This is a genomic window from uncultured Roseobacter sp., from assembly GCF_947501835.1.
Taxonomy (GTDB): Bacteria; Pseudomonadota; Alphaproteobacteria; order Rhodobacterales; family Rhodobacteraceae; genus Roseobacter.
In genome coordinates this window covers 1-21,099 of record NZ_CANMXR010000017.1, presented here as the reverse complement: position 1 = coordinate 21,099, position 21,099 = coordinate 1, and the positions used below count along the sequence as shown (strand labels likewise).

Below are 21,099 nucleotides of genomic sequence, written 5' to 3'. Positions count from 1 at the left end.
AGAAGAAATGCCCTCCGACGACGTTTTACTCCCCCTTTTTGCGGCAGGTGTTCAGGCTGTGCGCGGTGACAGTGCCGTCAGTACCGCATTGCGGGACGCGCCCTGCCCGGTGCCCGATCAGATCATCGCGGTGGGCAAGGCCGCGACGGCGATGGCCCTTGCCGCTCGCGCGCGTTTTCCCGACACACCCTTGTTGATTGTCACCAAATACAGTCACAGCGCGGGTGCACCGGACGGCGCGGAGATCATCGAAGCGGCGCATCCGGTGCTGGACGAGATGAGCCTCAGGGCGGGCGCGCGCGTCGGCGCAGTGGTGCGTAGCATGGCGCCAGGCAGCCATCTGTTGATGCTGGTGTCTGGCGGGGCCTCCGCACTCGTGGAAGACCCGGCGGCCCCCCTGAACCTGACCGATCTCACTGCGCGCGCCGAAAAGATGCTCGCGTCCGGCGCGGATATCCATGAGATGAATGCGGCCCGCAAGGACATGAGCCGCGTCAAGGGCGGCAAACTGCTGGCCGCGTTCAAGGGGGCCTCTGTCACCACGCTGGCGATCTCGGATGTGGAAGGCGACAGCCTCGATATCATCGGATCAGGCATTGGCGCAGCGCCCAAACCTGCAAACTTCGTATTTGACCCCCGCATCGTGGCCAGCAACGCCATTGCGCGCAGCGCTGTCGCAAGGGCTGCGGCGGCGCAAGGCATCCCGGTGCAGATCAACGAAGAGACGCTTTATGAAGACATCAACATCGTGGCGCCCCGCATCGCCAAGGTTCTGACGTCGGGTGCACCGGGGCTGCATCTTTTTGGCGGAGAACCCACCGTGGTCTTGCCACCGAACCCCGGCGAGGGCGGTCGCAATCAGGCACTGGCACTGCTGATCGCACGCGAAATCGCTGGCGTACAAGATCTGCGCGTGCTTGTCGCAGGCACCGACGGCACCGACGGGCCAACCGATGCGGCGGGTGCGATTGTGGATGGGGCGTTGTGGGAGAGCTCTGGACAGAAGGCACTGGAGCGTGCTGACGCAGGCACCTGGCTGGGCGCGCGCGATGCACTGCTCAAAACGGGGCCCACAGGCACAAATGTGATGGATCTGGTCATCGCGCTGAAATCCTGACGCCAGCGCTTGACAGCAGCCACGGTCGCGGCAAACGTCTGCGCATGACCCGACCCAATGCCCTGCGCGACATCGAAGAACTGCCCGATTACGGAATTACCCTCGAAGATGGCTGCAGGCTTTCGGCCCGCATCTGGCGGCCAAAAGATGCAGGCGACGACCCTGTGCCGGTCATTCTCGAATATCTGCCCTACCGCAAAAGAGATGGCACCACGGCACGTGATGCCCTGACTCACCCGTGGTTTGCCGAACGCGGTTATGCCTGCGTGCGCGTTGACATGCGCGGCAATGGCGACAGTGAAGGGCTGATGGCGGACGAATACACCGCCCAGGAACTCAGCGATGCGGTCGAGGTGATCACCCAGCTTGCGGCACAACCCTGGTGCAACGGCAATGTCGGCATGATGGGCATCAGTTGGGGTGGGTTCAACGGGTTGCAGGTGGCGGCTCTGGCGCCTGTTCCGCTGAAGGCTGTGATCACGCTCTGCTCCACAGTCGACCGATTTGCCGATGATATCCATTACAAGGGCGGCTGCCTGCTCAATGAAAACCTCGGTTGGGGCGCGACCATGTGGTCCTATTCCAGCCGCGCGCCGGACCCGGCCCTGCGCGAGAACTGGCGTGAGATGTGGCTGGAGCGCCTCGAAAACGAACCCTTTCTGCCCTCGACATGGCTGCGCCACCAGCGGCGCGATGCTTATTGGCGGCATGGGTCAGTGATCGAAAACTATGCCGCGATCAAGGCCAAGGTTCTGGCCATCGGCGGTTGGGGGGACGCTTACAAAAACGCCGTGCCGCAGCTGGTGGAGGCCTTGCCGGGCGCTAAAGGCATCGTTGGACCCTGGGTGCACAAATACCCGCATTTTGCGGTACCGGAACCCCGCATCGGGTTTTTGCAGGAAGCCCTGCGCTGGTGGGACAGGTGGCTCAAGGACGCGAACACAGGGGTCGAGGAAGACCCTGACTACCGCGCCTACCTCATGCACAGCACCCCGCCCGCGCGCTGGTACACCGAACGCCCGGGCCAGTGGATCGCCGAAGAATACGGGGCCGCCTCGCATATCCCGCACCGCAAACTCTACCTGACCGATCGCGGCCTGTCGGACACCTCTGGCTGGCTTTCGGCCAGCATCGCCTCGCCACAGGATTGCGGTGCGGAAAGCGGTGAATATTGCGCCATCTGGCTGGGTCCGGAAATGGCCGGCGACCAGCGCCGGGATGATGCGATGTCCGCCTGTTTTGAAACGGCCCCTCTGGACGTGGACACGGATATCGTGGGCGCGCCGCAGGTGAAACTGCAATTGACCTCAGACGCAGAGCAGGGGCAGATCGCCGTGCGCCTCTGCGATGTGCACCCGGATGGCGCGACCAGTCGTATCACCTATGGCGTTCTGAACCTGTCGCACCGCAAGGATCCCGCCGCCCCCGTCCCGCTGACGCCCGGTGAACCGACGCAGGTTACGGTGAAGCTGGACCACATCGCCTATCGCATCCGCGAAGGTCACCGGCTGCGTGTGGCCATCTCAAACAGCTATTGGCCGCTCCTCTGGCCCGCCCCAACGCCCAGCACCCTGACACTGGACCGCGGCGAAATCATCTTGCCAATGCGGCGCACCAGCAGGCGCGAGGAACACAGCTTTCAGCCGCCAACCGCCGCCAAACCCTGGCAAGTTGAAACGCTCAGGGAGGCCAAGAACAGCCGAACACGCGAAGTTGATATGACCACCGGTGTGGTCTGCCTGCGGATCGAGGATGATTTCGGCAAGCTGCGCGATGCCGACCACGGGTTGGTCTCCGGCTCTGTGGCGCGGGAGGAATGGTCGATCCATCCGGACGATCCGCTTTCTGCCAAGGGCCGTTGTCATTGGACCGATGAGCTGGAACGCGACGGGATCAGATTGCGCACGGAAGCGCATTGCGCCATGTGGTCGGACGCGACCCATTTCTACCTGAGCGCGCGGATGGAAGCCTATGAAAACGATCAGCTGATCTTTGAACGCGATCATTCGGACCAGATTGAGCGCGATCACCTGTGAAACTGGCCCTATGGAATATCTTCAAAAGCCCTTGCGACAGGCCCCGAAATGCGCAAGCCTGCCCGCATCACTGATAAGAATGCGCAAGAGACGCACCATCCAACTGGGAGAAACCAATGAACGATCAACTCAAACATCTGTCCGAACGCGTGACAAAGGGCCTGATGACGCGCCGCGAATTTGTCGGACGTGCTGCGGCCCTGGGCGTGACGGCAGCCGTCGCGAACTCCATGCTGGCGACCGCCGCCAAGGCAGAAGGCCCGGTCAAGGGCGGCACGATCAAAATCGGCGCCTCGGGGGGTGAAAGCACGAACACGCAAGACCCCGCACTGACGGCCTCCGAAGTACCGCTCTACAACCTGCGCCACTGGGGTGAGACGCTGGTGGATGTGGGTGCGGACGGCAGCCTTGAGATGCGCATGGCAGAAAGCGTCGAAGGCACCGCTGACGCCAAGAAATGGGTCTTCAAGATCCGCAAGGGCATCCCCTTTTCCAACGGCAAGGACATGACGCCGGACGACGTGCTGATGACCATGCAGCGCCACTCCAACGAAGACAGCCAGTCTGGTGCTCTGGGGATCATGCGTGGGATCGAGAATATGGCCGTGGACGGCGACAATTTTGTCGTTGAACTGTCCACCGGCAACGCCGACCTGCCCTATCTGATGGCCGATTACCACCTGATGATCCAGCCCGGCGGCGGCATGGACAACCCCGGCGCGGGCATCGGCACGGGCCCCTACACCATCGAATTCGATGAGCCCGGCGTGCGCCACGGCTTCAAACGCCGCGACGACTACTGGGATTCCGAAAACCGCGGCCACGCGGAATTCTCCGAACAACTGGTGTTGAACGACGCCACCGCGCGGACCGCCGCCCTGCAATCCGGTCAGGTGCACATGATCAACCGGGTTGACCCCAAGGTTGCCGGTCTGCTGGATCGGGCGCCAAATCTGACGGTGAAATCCGTCGCGGGTCGTGGACATTACGTGTTCATCATGCACGTCGACACCGCCCCCTTTGACAACAATGAGCTGCGTCTGGCGCTGAAATACGCGATTAACCGCGAGGAAATGGTCGACAAGATCCTTCGGGGCTATGGCTCCATCGGGAACGACATGCCGATCAACGGGTCCTATCCGCTCTTTGACGATACAATTCCGCAACGAGAGTTTTCGCTGGAGAAAGCCGCAGAGCACTATAAGAAATCCGGCCACGATGGCTCACCGATCATCCTGCGCACAGCAGACGGTGCCTTTCCGGGTGCGGTCGATGCCGCAGCGCTCTTCCAGCAGTCAGCGCAAGCCGCTGGTATTCCACTGGAAATCAAGCGCGAGCCAAATGATGGCTATTGGTCCGAGGTCTGGAATGTGCAGCCCTTCTGTGCCTCCTACTGGGGCGGCCGTCCGGTGCAGGATCAGATGTATTCCACCGCCTATCTGTCCACTGCTGACTGGAACGACACCCGTTTCAAAGTGCCGGAATTCGATGAGATGCTGCTGGCCGCACGCGCGGAAATCGATGAGGCCAAGCGCAAGGATATCTATTCCAAGATGGGCCGGATGCTGCGTGACGAAGGCGGCCTGATCCTGCCGATGTTCAACGATTTTGTCGGTGCCATCGGCAATAACGTGGGCGGCTATTATGACGACCCCAACGGCCCGTTGATGAACAACAAGGCCCCGATCAAGTGCTGGCTGACTGACGCATAAGGCGGTCAGCAGATGCATCCCATCGTAAAACTGGTTGCCCAACGCCTCGCGTTGGGCCTCCTGTTGCTTTTCGCCGCCTCAATCCTGATCTTTGCAGGGACGTCCATCCTGCCAGGAGATGTGGCCCAACAAATCCTCGGACAAGCCGCCACCCCCGAAGCGCTGGAAAACCTGCGCCGTGAACTGGGCCTGAACGAGCCCGCCGTCACCCGGTATTTCAGCTGGCTTGGTGGCATCCTGCAAGGTGACCTCGGCACCGCGCTGACCAACGGCCGCGACATCGCCGAAAGCCTCAGCAGCCGACTTTCTAACACGCTTTTCCTCGCCTTCTGGGCCGCGGTCATCGCGGTGCCGCTGGCGATTTTCCTGGGCCTGTTGGCCGTGCGCTACAAAGACCGCTGGCCCGACAAAATCATCTCTGGCGTCACACTGACGACAATCTCGATCCCGGAATTCATGATCGGCTACGTGCTGATCTACTGGGTGTCGATCAAGTGGGGCATGTTCTCCTCCGTTGCCATCATCAACGACAGCATGACGCTCGGCCAAAAGCTCAACGCGATTGCCATCCCGGTGATGGTGCTGACGTTGGTCGTGCTGGCCCATATGATGCGCATGACACGAGCCGCGATCCTGAACGTCATGCAATCGGCCTATATCGAGACGGCGGAACTCAAGGGCCTCGGCATGCTCAAGATCATTCGCAAACACGCCTTCCCGAACGCCATCGCCCCCATCGTGAACGTGGTGATGCTGAACCTCGCTTATCTGGTGGTGGGCGTTGTGGTGGTCGAAGTGGTCTTTGCCTACCCCGGCATGGGCCAGTATCTGGTCGACCATGTGTCCAAACGCGACGTGCCGGTGGTACAGGCCTGCGGTCTGATTTTCGCCGCCGTTTACATCGGGCTAAACCTGATCGCTGACATCGTGTCGATCCTCGCCAATCCAAGACTGAGGCATCCAAAATGAGGATACCGATTTCCGCCCTCATCGGCCTGTTTTTCACCGGGCTTTTCTTTGTCATGGCGATCATTGCACCGCTCATCGCCCCCTATGGCATGGCCGAGGTGGTCGGCGACGTTTGGGAAGCCCCTTCCGACAAGTTTCTGCTGGGCACCGACAGCATTGGCCGCGATCTGCTCAGCCGGATGATCTACGGCGGGCAGACGACGATCTTCATCGCCACGGCGGCCACCATCCTCAGCTTTGTCACAGGTTCGGTGCTTGGCTTTTTCGCCGCCGTGTCCGGAGGCTGGGTGGATCAGCTGATCAGCCGTTTTGTCGATCTGATCATGTCGATCCCCTCGCTGATCTTTGCGCTGGTGGTCTTGTCGGTCATGCCCACCACCATCCCGATCCTGATCATCTTGATGGGGCTGCTGGACAGCACCCGCGTCTACCGGCTTGCCCGCGCAGTCGCGGTGGACATCACGGTGATGGACTACGTCGAGGCCGCGCGTCTGCGGGGTGAGAAAATCGGCTGGATCATCTTCCGCGAAACCCTGCCCAATGCGCTCTCGCCGCTGGTGGCGGAAATGGGGCTGCGTTTCATCTTCATGGTGCTCTTTGTCTCCACCCTGTCGTTCCTGGGCCTTGGCGTGCAGCCACCGCAGGCCGATTGGGGCGGGATCGTGAAAGAGAACAAGGAAGGGATCAATTACGGCATCTCCGCAGCACTCTATCCGGCCTATGCCATCGCGATCCTGTGTATCTCGATCAACCTCGTGGCAGATTGGGTTCTGAACCGAACCACCTCACTGAAAGGAGGTCGCGGATGACCGAACCCCTGCTCAAAGTACGCGGCCTGAAAATCGGCGCCACGATCTATCCGCCTGGCGAAAAATCCCGTGAGATTGAAATCGTTCATGGGGTCGATTTCGATCTGGCACCGGGTAAGGTGCTGGGTTTGATCGGCGAATCCGGTGCCGGCAAGTCCACCATCGGTCTGGCCTCGATGGCCTATGGCCGAGGCGGAGTGGAAATCACCGGCGGCACGGTTGAGGTTAACGGGCGAGACATCCTGTCGTCCGGCCTGCGCGACGTGCGCCGTCTGCGCGGGGCCGAGGTGACCTATGTATCCCAATCTGCAGCCGCATCGTTCAATCCGGCCAAGCAGATCATGGAACAGGTGACCGAAGCCGCGATTTTTCAGAACAAGTTCTCCAAGAAAGAGGCCGAAGAACGCGCGGTGGAGCTTTTCCGCAAATTGGGCCTGCCTGATCCGGAAAACATCGGTAGCCGCTATCCGCATCAGGTCTCCGGCGGGCAGTTGCAGCGCTGTATGACCGCGCTGGCGCTGTGTCCGCAGCCTGATCTTGTGGTTTTTGACGAGCCCACCACGGCACTGGATGTCACCACCCAGATTGACGTGCTGGCCGCGATCAAGGAGGCCATCCGCGATACCGGTGTGGCGGCGCTCTACATCACCCACGACCTCGCGGTTGTGGCGCAGGTAAGTGACCACATCATGGTGCTGCAACAAGGCGCCACCGTCGAATACGGTACCACCGACCAGATCATCAACCACCCCAAGGAAGACTACACCAAGGCGTTGGTGTCGGTCCGCTCGATCCAACATGAGGAAAAGCAGCCAACCAATACGCCCGTGCTGAGGGTCGAGGGCATCACCGCGCGTTACAAGGGCACCAACTTCGATGTGCTCAAGAACATCAACGTGGAGCTACACCCCGGTCAGACGCTGGCCGTGGTCGGTGAATCCGGGTCCGGCAAATCGACGCTGGCGCGGGTGATCACCGGCTTGCTGCCGCCCTCGTCGGGCAAGATCACCTTTGATGGTCGGGAACTCACCCCGGATCTACCGACACGCCCGTTGGAAGACCTGCGTGAACTGCAGATGATCTACCAGATGGCGGATACGGCGATGAACCCGCGCCAGACGGTGGGCACCATCATCGGACGACCCCTGGAGTTCTATTTCGGCCTCAAGGGCGCGGAAAAGCAGAAGCGCATTCAGGAATTGCTGGACGAGATCGAGCTTGGCGACGGGTTTCAGGATCGCTATCCGGCGGAGCTTTCAGGCGGGCAGAAACAACGTGTCTGCATCGCCCGCGCGCTCGCCGCCAAGCCCAAGCTCATCATCTGCGACGAGGTGACCTCAGCGCTTGATCCGCTCGTGGCTGACGGCATCCTCAAATTGCTGCTGAACCTGCAGAAGATCGAAGATGTGGCCTATCTCTTCATCACCCATGACCTCGCGACGGTGCGCGCCATTGCCGACAGCATCGCCGTGATGTTCCAAGGGGAAGTCGTGCGCTACGGTCCGAAATCCCAGGTGCTCTCGCCGCCCTTTGATGATTACACCGACCTGCTGCTCAGCTCGGTACCGGAGATGAAGCTGGGCTGGCTAGAAGAGGTGATTGCCAACCGCAAGATGGAAAGCGCCGGCAACTAGGTGCTGGGCCAGAACTAGGGCCAGACAGTCAGGCTTGCGCCGATAATCCTTCGGTGCTTAGGCGTCTTGGCGCACAGCCCCATGATGTGCCTTGACTGTTGTGCAGCCCCTGCACGGTCTGGTGCAATCCACCCGCACCATCAAAGAGCAACAGGGTCACGTTACCGACCCCGTGCTGCACAGCGAAGGCGCGACCTTCGGGCGTGGTGATATCCGCGATCAAATACACCAAATCGCATTCGCCAAAGCCCTTGAGCGCCTTGCGCGCCTGCTTTTGCAGCGCCGTGCAGGTCGGGCATTGCGGGTCATGCACCTGTACCACCACCGGCTTGCCCTGCCCCAAACGGGTCAGGTCGTGCTCAGCCGCATAGGCACGAAACGATCCCACGGCAAAATACCCCCCACCTGCCACTGCGGCGGCCGCAATCGCACCATTCCGGGCGAGCTTGAACATGTCGCGGCGTGTGGGTTCAGGCCCCGCAGCGGTAGCGGCCTTGGACTTGCGGGACTTGGTCTTGCGGGGTTTGCTCATCACGTGCTCCAATGCCTATCTCATCCGCACCCTAGCTTTGGCCTGCTGGAACCGGCAAAGGCTTTCACTCCCGCCCTTTGTCACGTTTTTGTCAACGGATCGTGAGACTGCAAGCCACAAAGCGGTTAAACCATACCCTTGGAAACCAGTTGCGGAGCTCATTCAGCCGCCTCGCGACCGCGGGCCCAGGCCGTCGCAGAAAAGCCGGCCTACGTCGATTTCGCAGTTGTGCATTTGCGCTTCTTTCCGTCAGATACCTGCGAGAAAAGGAGCATCAGGTATGGAACCCAAACTGCTGTTGATCATCCTCGACGGGGTGCCCTGGCGCAATTGGCGGCGTCTGTTCGGGAACCTAGAGGGCTGGGTCGATAGCGGCGATGCCCGGGTCTGGAAAATCCGCTCCGTGCTGCCGTCGATCTCTGCCAGCTGCTACGCATCGATCCACACCGGCCTCACCCCGGCAGAGCACGGCTGCACCGGCAACGCCAATGTGTTCCGTCTGAAGCAGCCGGATGTCTTTTCCCAAGTTCGCGCGGTGGGCGGCATCACCGGCGCCGTGGCACATTCTTTCTGGTCGGAGTTTTTCAACCGTGCGCCCTTCGATCTGGTGCGCGACATCGAATATGACGAACCCGACAGCACGACCATCAACCACGGCCGTTTTCATACGATGAGCGGTTATGGTCAGACCAATCAGATGACACCTTCGGATGCGGATCTCTTCGCGACCCTTACGGGGCTTTGCGAGCGGTTTCACCTCAACTACGGGATGTTGCACACCTGTACCCTCGACAGCATGGGCCATCGGTTTTTCCATGACTGTCAGGAAATGGATCACGCCTGTTTCGTGATGGATGAGATGCTGGCCCCCTTCATCACCCGGTGGCGGGATGCCGGGTATGAGGTGATTGTGACGGCGGATCATGGTCAGGACGCGCGCGGCCACCACGGCGGGCGCGATCCCCTGCAACAGGAAGCTGCCCTTTACTACTTCGGCCCTGCAGACGGGCCCGAAAAAGACGATGTGATCGACCAGTTGCAACTGGCCCCGACCATTCTGTCGCGGCTGGGGGCGCCCATCGCACAAACGATGAAAGCGCCCGTTTTTCTGACCTGATTACTCCGCGGCAACCACGCTGCTGGCCAATTCCCAAGGCCGGACAAAAGCGCTCAGCGCATGGGCAATCGCATCCGTGCCGGCGCCATTGGGTTCAATCTGCGCGACAAGGCCGCGCTTCTTGTCATCCACAACCGCCACCACACGAGCGGCAACGCCCGCCTTTTCCAGAGCGGCATTGTAAATACGGGTGATCGCCATCTTGCGCAGCTCCGGTTTGAAGATTTTACCCACAGCCGTCTTGGGCAATTCCGGCATGATCGTCATGTGCTTCGGTTGTGCGGCACGTTCGTGCACATGCTCCTTGCAGAAGGCCAGCAGTTCCTCTTCGGAAACGCTTGCCCCCTCCACCAGCTCCACAAAGGCGCAAGGCACTTCACCGGAGTGGGCGTCGGGCTGCCCGATGGCCCCGGCGAAGGCGACGGCCTCGTGATGCAGCAGCGCTTCCTCGATCTCGGCCGGGTCAATATTGTGGCCCCCGCGAATGATCAGGTCCTTGGCGCGCCCGGTGATCCACAGATACCCATCGGGATCGACCCGGCCCAGATCGCCGGTGCGCAGGTGATCACCATAGTATAGATCCTTGTTCTTATCCGCTTCCGTGTAGGTATGGTCGACAAAAACGCCTGGATTGGAGACGCAAATCTCTCCGATCTCGTCGACATCGGCCTCGATCGGTCCGCTGTTCGTCGCCTTGAAGATCTTGACGGTGCAATAGGGGAAGGGGATGCCGATGCTGCCCACTTTCTTCTCCCCATCCACCGGATTGCAGGACACCAGGCAGGTTGCTTCCGTCAGCCCGTAGCCTTCGACCAATTTCACGCCTGTCGCCTGTTCGAACCGGCGAAACAGCTCCAGCGGCAGCGGCGCGGAGCCGGAAAACGCGGTTTTGACCGTGCTGACATCCGCGTTGATCGGGCGCTGCATCTTGGCCGAGATCGCCGTCGGCACGGTGATGATAAAGGTGATCTTCCAGCGCTCCACCAGCTTCCAGAAGTTATCCATGACCCCTTCGCCGCGATAGCCCTGCGGCGTCGGGAATATCACATGCGCCCCGGAGGTGACCGCCGCCATCAGGATCACGTGGCAGGCAAAAACATGAAAGAGCGGCAGCGGACAGATGATGTTGTCTTCTTCGGAAAACAGCAGCTCGGTGCCGATCCAGCCATTGTAGATCAACCCGGAATAGCGGTGTTGCGCCACTTTCGGCATGCCGGTGGTACCGCCGGTGTGGAAATAACAAGCGACCCGGTCCTCGGTACTGTCCTCAAAGCTCAGCACTTTGGGTTGCTTGGCCAGTTCTGCGTTGAAGTTCATGTATTTCGCGTGGTTCTGAACCGTGCGTTTTGGGCGGATCAGCGGCACGATCCAGGACTTTGGTGGGGTCAGATAGCGCAGAAGGTCAACCTCCAGCACCGTCTTGACGCTGGGCGCCAGCGCCACGGCCTCGGCGGTCTTATCCGCCACATCAGTTTTGGGAAACGGGCGCAGGGTGACCACAACCTTGGCGTTGGTTTCGCGCAGGATGGAGCCGATTTGTTCCGCATCCAGCAGCGGGTTGATCGGGTTCACAATACCCGCCACCGCCCCGCCAAGAAGCGCCAGAACCGTTTCATTGGCATTGGGCATGATGTAGGCGACCACATCGTTTTCGCCGATGCCCAGGGAGCGGAACAGGTTTGCCGCCTGCGTCACCTGCTCTTTGAGATCCGTCCAGGTCAGCGTTTCCGCCTTGTCCCCGGGGCCTGAGAATATCTGGTAACTGACCGCGTTATGGTTGGGAAATTTGCCTGCGGTCTCGCTGAGCAACGCATAGAGCGTTTTTGGCAGTGGACGATCCACCCATGGCATTGCAGCCTCGATCGCATCGCGATCTTCGATCCCGGCAAAGGTCATTCATTTTCCTCCCAAACGCCCGTTTTCGAGCGATTTATCTGTGGCAAAGAAGATGGGGCCTAATGCAATTTAGTGCAAGCTCCGCGATAATCGCCACAGCATCCGGAACGCTGCGTCACACGCCGTGACGCTGGGGCACAAAACCAATGTGTCGGCCTGCGGAGGGTGTGTCAATCTGCGCTGCTACTCCGCAGCCATGCCATCGGTAAACTGCAACCGGGCCAGACGCGCATAAAGCCCGTCTTCCGCGACGAGTTCATCATGTGGTCCGCTGGCGACCACCCTGCCCTGATCCATCACGACAATCCGGTCCGCTTTCTTAACCGTGGCCAACCGGTGCGCAACGATGAGCGTCGTGCGCCCCCGGCTTAGCGTGTCCACAGCAGTCTGCACGGCACGTTCGCTTTCCGCGTCCAAGGCGCTGGTCGCTTCATCCAGCAGCAAGACGGGCGCATCGCGCAAAATGGCCCGTGCGATGGCGATCCGCTGCTTCTGCCCGCCCGACAGCATCACGCCGCGTTCTCCAAGATAAGCGTCATAGCCATCCGGCAGGGCCGCAATGAAATCATGCGCTGCGGCGGCTTTGGCGGCATTCTCAATCTCCGCATCCGTGGCGTCGGGACGGCCAAAGCGGATGTTGTCCCGGGCCGAGGCCGCAAAGATCACAGGGTCCTGCGGCACCAGCGCGATGGATTTGCGGAAGGCGTCCCGCTGCAGCTGGCTCAGGTCCATACCGTCCAATGTGATTTTCCCCGCAGAGGGGTCGTAAAAGCGCAGGATCATCTGAATGATGGTTGTCTTGCCCGCTCCCGAGGGTCCGACAAATGCCACCGTTTCGCCGGGCTCGATGTTCAGGCTGACGTCATCCAGCGCATTGATCTTGGGCCGTGACGGATAGGCAAAGGTCACATTTTCAAAGGTGATCCGACCGGTCACAGGTTGCGGCAGCGCCAGACCCGTTTGCGGGTCCTGCACACTATCTTTGGTCTGCAACAGTTCCACCAGACGTTCGGTCGCCCCGGCCGCCCGTTGCAACTCGCCCCAGATCTCTGACAGCGCCGCAACACCCCCGGCCACCATGACCGCGTAGATGACAAATTGCACGAGCGCGCCTTGGGTCATGTCACCTGCCCGCACGTCCCGCGCGCCAATCCACAGCACGCCCACGATGCCCGCGAAGACAAGGAAAATCACGATGACTGTCATCAGGGCGCGGGTCCAGATCCGCCGGCGCGCGGAATCGTAAGAGAGTTCGGTAAATTCGGAGAACTTCGACCGGCTCGCCGTCTCATGGGTAAAGGCCTGCACGGTCTGCACCGCACTCAGCGCTTCCGAGGCATTGCCAGACGACGCCGCGATCCAGTCCTGGTTTTCTCGGCTCAGAACCCGCAGTCGGCGCCCCAGCACAAGGATCGGCACCACCACGGCGGGCACAATCAGCAGCACAAGCCCTGTCAGTTTTGCCGAGGTCAGCAGCATCAGCACGAGGCCGCCAATAAAGATCAGCAGGTTGCGCAGCGCGATGGAAACCGAGGAGCCGATGACCGATAAAAGCAGTGTCGTATCTGTGGTGATCCGGCTCAACACTTCCCCGGTCATGACCTTTTCGTAAAACGCGGGGCTCATGGTGATGACGCGGTCGAAAACGGCTTTGCGGATATCGGCGACAACTCTTTCGCCCAAGCGTGTGACCAAGGCATAGCGCAGACCGGTCCCAATGGCCAAAAGCGCCGCGATGCCCAGGGCGGCCCCGAAATATTGATCAAGAATATGCGAATTCGCCGTGTCAAAGTTGTCGACGACACGGCGCACCGCCAAAGGGAGTGTCAATGAGATGAGCGCCGTTGTGACCAAGGCGGCGATGGCCGCGAACATGAGCCGCCTGTACGGCCACAGAAACGGCACCAGAGCCGCAAGCGCACCGATTTTTCGCGACTTGGCGCGTTCTTCTTTTTGCCCCGGTGCCGCAGGGGCCGGGGGAGTACCGCGGGCCATATCAATTCCTCTTTCGTCGGGCTATTTCATGGCTGTAGGCGTGCAAAGGGTCAAGGCTCCGGAAACCCAAACGTCCGATTGGGGCCGAAATGCCGCGGCAAACTTCCCGGTATGCGTGTATATAGCGAGCGGGAAAATTCACCCAGGCTGCTCGATTATGACTTTGTAAGGAGCGATTATTACCCGCAACACATGACTACCGGGCCAGTTCAAAGAGATGCTGTACGGCGCAAAAACCAGCTCTTTCAGTGGGTCTAGAAAGTTGGAGCGGGCGGCGGGAATCGAACCCGCATCATCAGCTTGGAAGGCTGAGGTCTTACCATTACACAACGCCCGCTCAACAGAATCCGGGTTTATTTCATACCTTTGTGAGCGTCAAGTGAGCCAAGTCAAGTCGGTTAGATGATTTGCAATTCTTCTACCGCCCACGGCCCATTCCCGCCGTTGACCAAGCAGCCAAGATGCTGCAGCCGCAGTCCGCATTGCCGCCATTCGCTGCACGTGCTCGATCTCGGTATCGATTGAATCCTGAGTTGCTGACAAAGCCGTCACCCGGTCTCAAGCTGGTATTTGAGAAAGTTGGCCCCATCGTAAATGATCTCGCCGACGTGCTTGGCACCCAGTCTTCTGAGGGCGCTCAGGTTCTTACGCAATGGCGGCAACAGGAATGTGACGTAAGGAATGCGGTCGTCGGCATTCGCAAAGTCAATTCCCATTCTTGCAATGCGAAGCCCAAGGCCAAACGCATCGGGCCGCAAGACCAGGCCGAAATCCCATTCGTTGCCTTCCTTCTGAAAACCGCCCCAACCGACGTACCGGTCGCCGGACAAAAATGCCAGTGCACTAGGCCATCACGCGCCCAGCACTGTTCCTTGCTTGCAATGAATTTCTTTGCCACGTCAGCATCCCAATTCATTGAAGGAAGGGGCATGTGTTCCGCCACACGTGGATCGGACATGTGCGCTGCTATCTCGGTTGGCTCAACTTCGTGCAACCGGGCAAATGCTATGTCACCTTGCAATCTCGTCTCCCTTGGTGAGGCGGACTGTTGCTAGTGCGCTCGCGCCAGACCGCATCTACAACTAGAGATGTGCCAGAGTCCGGCTGCTTGTGGTTTTTGATTTTGGCGAAGATGCCAAATCCGTATCGGCAACGCCGCTGCAAGTGCGAGCTCCTTCTAGGGTTCTGCCAACTCGTTCTTCAGAGCTCTCTGAAGTAACGGCGCCGCGTCGTGCACCCATTGTGGTTCATTATTTCTGACAATCAGCCAGAACCTCGCACCTTCCTTCCAAAAAGTGGCATCAATCAAACCTGGCTCCTTCTTATGTCTCTTGAAGTGCCAATGAACTGAGTTGGGGTACTTTACGCGCGAATAGCCTCCGATATGAGAAATGTATAATCCTGTCGCTATCGCGGCGCGCTCTACAACGCCCATCATCTCTTCTTTGGTCATCTCATCATCAATGCTGATCTCAAGATCATATGATTTCTTTTCTTTCATCACGATCTAACCTTTCGGAAGTTTTCGCCGCGCAGTTGTTTGAGACGTTATTTTCGGATTTAGCTCGGTAGGAATGGCTTTGACTGGCACAAAGCAATGTTCTGACGAACTATCAAAATGGACACACTTCAGACCTGCTTTGCGATTTTGACAGCCTCGAGTTCCGCTACGCCTTCGGTCTCCCCACTTGTGAAACAAGCCACTGTGACGGGGTCCGGCCTGTCCGGGAAATGGTAGACCGCGTTCACGCTAAACGGCCCCCCTCCTGAATGTCCGATCGCTCGCCCAACCTCGCCGACCGCGCCGGACATCAGGCCAAGCGCATAGCCACACTCTGTCCATGGTCGCCCTGGAATTGCTCCGCCGATGACATGCCGAACGAGCATGTCGTCTAATGTTTGGTCACGGAGCAGCTGACTGTGGAAGAGAGCATGCAAAATACGCGTTGCATCCGAAACTGAGCCGATCAGGCAGCCATGGAAGACCCAACGCGGATCATAGCCATCGGCGGCATCCCAAATCAACGAAGCTGTCTGCTCAGGTGTTTCCCAATAGTTCACGCTCTGCAATCCCAAGGGCTCACAAATGAGGTCCGAAATCACTCTGCCAATTGGCATCCCGGTGGTTTCTTCAATCAGTTCCCGAACGTACCGGTAGCCAATGTTGGAATAAGACCATCCCTGATCGGGATCGAAAAGTATGCCTTGGGCCATCGCAGCCTCAAGCAGCTTCTGGCGGGACCAAGGCTCTTCCTTTCCGGCAATAGCCGCACGATATGATTTCAGCGGCTCGTAGTCCGGAAGGCCTGAAGTGTGCTGCAGCAGTTGACGCAGGGTGAATTGCTGACCCGGCACGATGGCGTCCAATCTCAGGTAACAAGCCTCTACAAGCTTGAGCGCGCAAATTGAGATCGCCGTCTTTGTGAAACTCCAGTAAGGAAACAACGCTCCGGAAGGGCTATTCCCGCCTTCGCGACCGTGGGCGGTAATCCAGTGATGGTATATTGGCTGTGAGTTCATCGAGTTTGGCCCAGACTTCATTTTGAGTTGGTCAACACGACTTTGCCGACCAGGCCACCAACTTCGAGCATCGCGTGTGCTTGGGATGCCTCGGGCATGGGTATCTCCGCTGCAATGGCGGGGCGTAGACGACCCGCTGCGGCCTTCTCCAACAAGTCCGTCAGCGTATCCCTGTACCAGTCGAGGTTTTTTGCGGGAAAGCTCAACATGCTTGGCGACATGGGCACGCTGACGCCATTTGGCAAAATCGCCACAGCACCGGCGGTCAACAGGCTGAATGGAATGATTGCAGGGCCGGATTTGTAGATTGATGCCATTCCGAGCATGACCAGCCGTCCCCCGCGCCTGAGGCATCGGCTTGATCGCCAGAGTTGCCGTGGTCCGCCAACGACATCAATCACGACGTCCACCCCGTCGCCGGTCAGTTCACGGATACAGCGGACAAAGTTCTCGGATCTGTAGTTGATGGGGACAGCGCCATTGCCGGCAATGAAGTCGGTGGATTTCTCGCTCCCAGTGCCGAACATTTCGAACCCGGCCAAGCTGCCCAGCTGCAGAAGCGCCGAACCAAGACCACCGGTCGCACCGTGGATCAAAAGCCGCTCACCGGGACGCACCTTGGCCGTTTTCTCCAGCACGAGCGATGCCGTGAGGTAGTTGGTTATGATCGCGGCCACCGCGATAGGCGCGACGCCATCCGGCACTGAAACAAGTGTCTCGGCAGGGCGGACGATCATCTCCGCGTAGCCGCCCCCTTGTCCGAACGTCCAGCCAGCAACCCTTTGGCCTATGGCGAAATTGGACACACCCGGTCCAATGGCATCTAGAATGCCGACAAAGTCTTCGCCGGGCGTATAGGGCGTTTTGGTAAACCCCAAAAACCAATGACCGCGTATCATCAAATCGTAACCGGAGACGCCAGCAGCCTCGATGCGAATGCGGACTTCGCCAGCACCCGGCACCGGCGTCTGAACCGGCCTCCAAGACATAACGCCCGGAGAGCCGCGACGTTGGACAACAATGCGATGATCTTTGGCGGAATTCACGGGTAGATGCTCCTCTCTATTGTCTATGAAAACTCGTATTAGGGTGATCCAAGACTTCGCTAGCTGTTGGCACCACCACTCTGCAGGAGGTGCTGAAGGAACACTGCAATGCGCTTGGCATTCATTCGCCCCTCCCTGAGTCCTTCGCGAGACTTGGAACGCAATTCTAGGTCCTATCGTACGCGTCTCGTCGGCAAAGGTTGGGCTGCGTGGTGTGCTCTGTCTATCTTGCGGAGGCCGGCAATCCCTCAGCATCTTCATTGCCGAAAACCACAGTCGTGGTGATCGTTCCCAGTGAGCTGGATTTGTATTTGATCTGCTCATCAGGTTGAAGAAACCTACCCGAATCCAACTCCTCTCCAACAAAGGAATTGACCACGTACTCATACCCGCTGGTCTGCGTCAGAAAGGCTCCGGACACCACATATCGAAAGATCCCGCGTGCCATTTGGCGCCACGTCGGCGGCATGAAAATGACGCCTTCCGGGGTGCCCGACATAAGGACCTGATCCCGTCCGATTTTTCCATCCTCGATCAGCCGGTGGGAGTCGCCCTGATACAAGAAACGGGTCGACGTCGCATCCGCCAGGACCTTTTCGGTCAACTCACGAAAACCAAGGATCATCTCAGCACCGCGCGCATCCTGCCGCAGGTGACCATTGCGAAGAGTTACAATCCGTTCTTCACCAACGAAACGTCGCCAGTCTTTCGGGATCACCAACAGGCCGCCGCTCGGGAAGAAGTCTGGTCCGCTCTTTGCGTCGCTGAAGCCGGACCCAGAATCGAAGTCGTCAACGTCAATCATCCGGGACAGGACCGCGCGATCCGTAAAATCGCCGCAGAGGAACACGCCTTTGGTTGCGGCGTCGAAGTCATCAATGATGGCGATGTCGCGGTCGAAGATCATGCAAAGCTCAACTTCGTAGTCGAGCAACATGCTCTCGTTATATGCGACGGTTGTGACCGGCGGGGTCGCTCCGCCAAACTTCGGAAAGTTGAACACCGTCTGGCTTCGCGTCTCTTCCGCATGTTCAATGAAATTGGTGCCAGATGCCACGTGCCGTTGGCCGCGCCCCGCGACCGACAGAAGTTCGTCGAAGGCGTAGGGTTTGGACACCCCAACTGCCCCGCCCCTTTGCGTCTCTGCAAAGAGGCCTGCAAGCGCGTGCTCTCCAAGATCGTCCACAACGCCGAGCAGATCTGAAGTGTGACCCGCACCATGCTCGGTCAGGTCGATTGCGAGGATCTCGGCGTCCCCTATTCCGGTCACCAGAAGCGGAGTCTCCCGCCTGTCGGCATCTTTGACAAGCGCAAGAGTAAGGCCCTTGCTCATCGGCAGTAAGATAGAGGCCAGCGGTTCAGCTTCGGCCGAAATCGGATTGGTCCGGTCCGGGTCTTCGCCCATCGACAGGACGAGCGCCGCCAGGACCAAGCTGGCCAGAATCGGTATGTAGAAAACAGGTTTCATGTCTTGTCTCCCAACCTGTCAGGATGGATCGAGTGAGTTTTTTCGCCGGTCGCGACCATCGTCCTTCAGAAACGAAAGAGGACGCCGGTCGAAATCTCGGTCTGAGAGTCGTCGAAGGAAATCGGGCTGTCTTTCGCATCACCCAACAGTTGAGAATGCTCGACACCGAGGAACAGCGCGGTGCGGGGCGTGAGCTCGTAAGACGCCTGCAATTCGATCCCTAGGCGCTCGAAGCCGGAGCCGGCGTCATAGGCTGCAAATGGGGAGGTCACGGCATCCTGAGCGCTTACACCATAGAACGCATCGGCGTAAGACCCGTCGGACCAGACCGCGAAGGGCTTCACGCCGAGCTGCAATCGGTCTCCGACCTGGCGGCTGAACGCTGCACCAACGACAGCGCGGGTGCCCTCATGTCCGTCACTGCTGATCCCTTGATTGAGTTCGATCTCAATGGCGGCGCCGCCGAGATCAAACTCCAGGCCAGCGGAGATCAACGCACCCGCCTCGACATCCCGCAAACCGGTCAAGCGCACGTCATCCTCTGCCAGCCTCTCGTCGAAATCATAGCCGATGGCAAAGCTGACCGTCACATCCCGTGGACCAGCGTTCCTGATCGCGTAGAAGCCAAGCCCGCGTTCGTTCAGAAAGTAACGATCACGCCAAGTCAGGCTGATGATCGGAATGAGATCGGTGGTGTCGTTGTCGGACCCCGCGAACTCCGGACCGGAGCTGACGCCGATCCCAATGACGCCTGACAGGTCCCGCCCGGCTTCATTTGCAAAAACCTGCTGCCCGTAGAGCGCCGCGATCATAAACGCGCTGTGGAACAGCAGCCAAGTCTTGTAGTGTTCCGGCATAGGAACGTCCTCTTCTCAGTTTGATGTCCGTGGCGCCGCGTCGAAGCGGCTGACACGTCGCTAAACAGCTCGCGATGAATGGCTTTGAAAAGAACGTGTTCTTGAAGTGTGGGCAGAAATCCGCGAGCGGTAGGTAACGGGTCGCGAGCGGTCTTTTTTCGACCATTCGCGAATTCGCCATTCAGCGCACTTGGACCGTTCACTACGAAGGGGCGTCAATCAAAACAGGAAACTCGATCGCGATGAAGGACTTCGGTGACAGAGCGGAATTCGACACAGGGTTGATCCCAACAATCCTGATGACGATGTTTGGGTCTGGAAACACGTCCTGGCTGCAACTTGCCAAGTACTGTGTTGCGTTTTCGGCGGTCGGAGGCCTGGTCATCACAAGCCTCGATCCAGTCGCGACGGCGCACTACCCGATTTGGCTCGCGGTTCTGCATTGGTTCAGCCACCTGTTCGTCGCCGCTTGCCTGCTCGCAGGCATGACCGCGTTGGGCGTTCTTCTGGGCGCACGGATGCCGCTCCCGTTCATACTGGCGGTCTGCCTTCTGCCCGTGTTTCTAGCGCTGTTCTCTCTTGTGACCGATGCCGTGCTGGACGGGGATCCAACGATGGAACTCCGAACTCAGAGCTTTGGGCGCCTCTATCTTGCAGAACTCGCGGCGGTAGCACCCCCTTCTCTGGGGCTGTCAGCACTGGTCGCGATATTTGCCTATCGTGCGGCGGATATAGCGCAAAGATACCGGACCCTTCTGAGATCTCGGCATCTCCCGGAACCCTCGCTTCGCAGCGCGTTGCCCGCCGCACCCATGCGGTTGGGAGATGATCTGATACATGCGGAGGCGCAGGATCACTATGTGACCGTTACAACGGCCAACGGGAGGGCGACGCTCAAACTCTCGTTCTCGGAATGCGTGAGCGCGCTCAAGGGGTTCCACGGCATGCAGTGTCACCGGTCACATTGGGTTCGCTTCAAGTATGTCCAAAAGATCAAACCTGCGGGCAGCGCCTACGTCTGCATCCTGGAAGACGGAACGGTCATCCCGGTCAGCAGACGCCGCTATCGGGATCTCAAAAGGAACCTCTAGCTCATCCAATCAAAGTCGGATCGCCGTTTTTGCTCTATCTCGCCTCGGCCGTAAGCGGTTTTATGGCTTCGGGATGGATGTTTGACGCGGCCATATGAGGTTGCAGAATTGGAACCAGACGTCGGCGCAGCCTGACGAATGAGCAAAGGGAGCTCACTGCTGCCGTCAGCACTCACGCAGCGTCTCGCGAACGGGATCATTCTGCCCATCTAAGGACGGCCCAAAGCATGCGTAATTGGGCTGACCCTGAACTGAGGTCGAGCTCCCGATAGGATCACAGGATATCTGTGAACATGGGAG

At 59.2% G+C, this 21,099-nt stretch carries 17 protein-coding genes and 1 tRNA gene; 8 read left to right on the top strand and 10 right to left on the bottom strand.

From position 1 onward, the window contains the following. The first annotated feature begins 7 nt into the window (after nt 1–7). The 6 genes from Q1A20_RS23245 (at nt 8) to Q1A20_RS23220 (ending at nt 8,277) form a co-directional block, all read left to right on the top strand. The gene (locus Q1A20_RS23245; protein ID WP_299406560.1) at nt 8–1,117 is read left to right on the top strand and encodes a DUF4147 domain-containing protein; all 1,110 of its coding nucleotides are present in this window, start codon (nt 8–10) and stop codon (nt 1,115–1,117) included. 44 nt (nt 1,118–1,161) lie between these two features. Then, complete coding sequence (locus Q1A20_RS23240; protein ID WP_299406563.1) at nt 1,162–3,153, top strand: CocE/NonD family hydrolase; 1,992 nt, start codon at nt 1,162–1,164, stop codon at nt 3,151–3,153. A 116-nt stretch (nt 3,154–3,269) separates the two neighbouring features. Continuing rightward, entirely contained in the window at nt 3,270–4,865 is a 1,596-nt protein-coding gene (locus Q1A20_RS23235) for an ABC transporter substrate-binding protein (protein ID WP_298971886.1), read from the top strand. A 12-nt stretch (nt 4,866–4,877) separates the two neighbouring features. Next, complete coding sequence (locus Q1A20_RS23230) at nt 4,878–5,834, top strand: ABC transporter permease (RefSeq protein WP_298971884.1); 957 nt, start codon at nt 4,878–4,880, stop codon at nt 5,832–5,834. Further along, the gene (locus Q1A20_RS23225) at nt 5,831–6,643 is read left to right on the top strand and encodes an ABC transporter permease (protein ID WP_299502878.1); all 813 of its coding nucleotides are present in this window, start codon (nt 5,831–5,833) and stop codon (nt 6,641–6,643) included. The genes Q1A20_RS23230 and Q1A20_RS23225 overlap by 4 nt, the downstream gene beginning before the upstream one ends. Further along, a complete protein-coding gene (locus Q1A20_RS23220; protein WP_299919021.1) occupies nt 6,640–8,277 on the top strand; it encodes an ABC transporter ATP-binding protein in 1,638 nt (545 codons plus the stop codon). Before Q1A20_RS23225 ends, Q1A20_RS23220 begins: the two co-directional genes overlap by 4 nt. 28 nt (nt 8,278–8,305) lie before the next feature. On the opposite strand, the gene Q1A20_RS23215 is transcribed toward Q1A20_RS23220, so the two are convergent. After that, nucleotides 8,306–8,809 carry a hypothetical protein gene (locus Q1A20_RS23215; RefSeq protein WP_299919018.1) on the bottom strand — a complete coding sequence of 168 codons (504 nt, stop codon included), beginning with the start codon at nt 8,807–8,809 and terminating at the stop codon, nt 8,306–8,308. Nucleotides 8,810–9,089: 280 nt separating this feature from the next. On the opposite strand from Q1A20_RS23215, the gene Q1A20_RS23210 reads away from it, so the two are divergent. Next, nucleotides 9,090–9,926 (top strand): alkaline phosphatase family protein, encoded by an 837-nt coding sequence (locus Q1A20_RS23210; protein WP_299406570.1) that lies wholly within the window; start codon nt 9,090–9,092, stop codon nt 9,924–9,926. Here the strand turns inward: Q1A20_RS23210 and Q1A20_RS23205 are convergent, their stop codons facing one another. The 9 genes from Q1A20_RS23205 to Q1A20_RS23165 all read right to left on the bottom strand — a co-directional run bounded on the left by Q1A20_RS23205 (nt 9,927) and on the right by Q1A20_RS23165 (nt 19,708). Beyond that, nucleotides 9,927–11,822, bottom strand: a complete 1,896-nt coding sequence (locus tag Q1A20_RS23205; protein WP_299406572.1) for an acyl-CoA synthetase — start codon at nt 11,820–11,822, stop codon at nt 9,927–9,929. A 183-nt stretch (nt 11,823–12,005) separates the two neighbouring features. Further along, a complete protein-coding gene (locus Q1A20_RS23200) occupies nt 12,006–13,817 on the bottom strand; it encodes an ABC transporter transmembrane domain-containing protein (RefSeq protein WP_299919016.1) in 1,812 nt (603 codons plus the stop codon). A gap of 263 nt (nt 13,818–14,080) precedes the next feature. Then, nucleotides 14,081–14,154: transfer RNA gene (locus tag Q1A20_RS23195), tRNA-Gly, on the bottom strand. Between the two features lie 211 nt (nt 14,155–14,365). Beyond that, a complete protein-coding gene (locus Q1A20_RS26180) occupies nt 14,366–14,533 on the bottom strand; it encodes a hypothetical protein (RefSeq protein ID WP_367180961.1) in 168 nt (55 codons plus the stop codon). A 461-nt stretch (nt 14,534–14,994) separates the two neighbouring features. Further along, nucleotides 14,995–15,318, bottom strand: a complete 324-nt coding sequence (locus Q1A20_RS23185; RefSeq protein ID WP_299919013.1) for a hypothetical protein — start codon at nt 15,316–15,318, stop codon at nt 14,995–14,997. A 128-nt stretch (nt 15,319–15,446) separates the two neighbouring features. Further along, nucleotides 15,447–16,337 carry a serine hydrolase gene (locus tag Q1A20_RS23180; protein WP_299919010.1) on the bottom strand — a complete coding sequence of 297 codons (891 nt, stop codon included), beginning with the start codon at nt 16,335–16,337 and terminating at the stop codon, nt 15,447–15,449. A 17-nt stretch (nt 16,338–16,354) separates the two neighbouring features. Beyond that, nucleotides 16,355–17,383, bottom strand: a complete 1,029-nt coding sequence (locus Q1A20_RS23175; protein WP_299919009.1) for a zinc-binding dehydrogenase — start codon at nt 17,381–17,383, stop codon at nt 16,355–16,357. Nucleotides 17,384–17,606: 223 nt separating this feature from the next. Continuing rightward, complete coding sequence (locus Q1A20_RS23170; RefSeq protein ID WP_299919007.1) at nt 17,607–18,851, bottom strand: fumarylacetoacetate hydrolase family protein; 1,245 nt, start codon at nt 18,849–18,851, stop codon at nt 17,607–17,609. A gap of 65 nt (nt 18,852–18,916) precedes the next feature. Beyond that, a complete protein-coding gene (locus tag Q1A20_RS23165; RefSeq protein WP_299406586.1) occupies nt 18,917–19,708 on the bottom strand; it encodes a MipA/OmpV family protein in 792 nt (263 codons plus the stop codon). A 242-nt stretch (nt 19,709–19,950) separates the two neighbouring features. Between Q1A20_RS23165 and Q1A20_RS23160 the strand changes: the two genes are divergently transcribed. After that, nucleotides 19,951–20,799 (top strand): LytTR family DNA-binding domain-containing protein, encoded by an 849-nt coding sequence (locus Q1A20_RS23160; RefSeq protein WP_299406589.1) that lies wholly within the window; start codon nt 19,951–19,953, stop codon nt 20,797–20,799. The last annotated feature ends 300 nt before the right edge of the window (nt 20,800–21,099 follow it).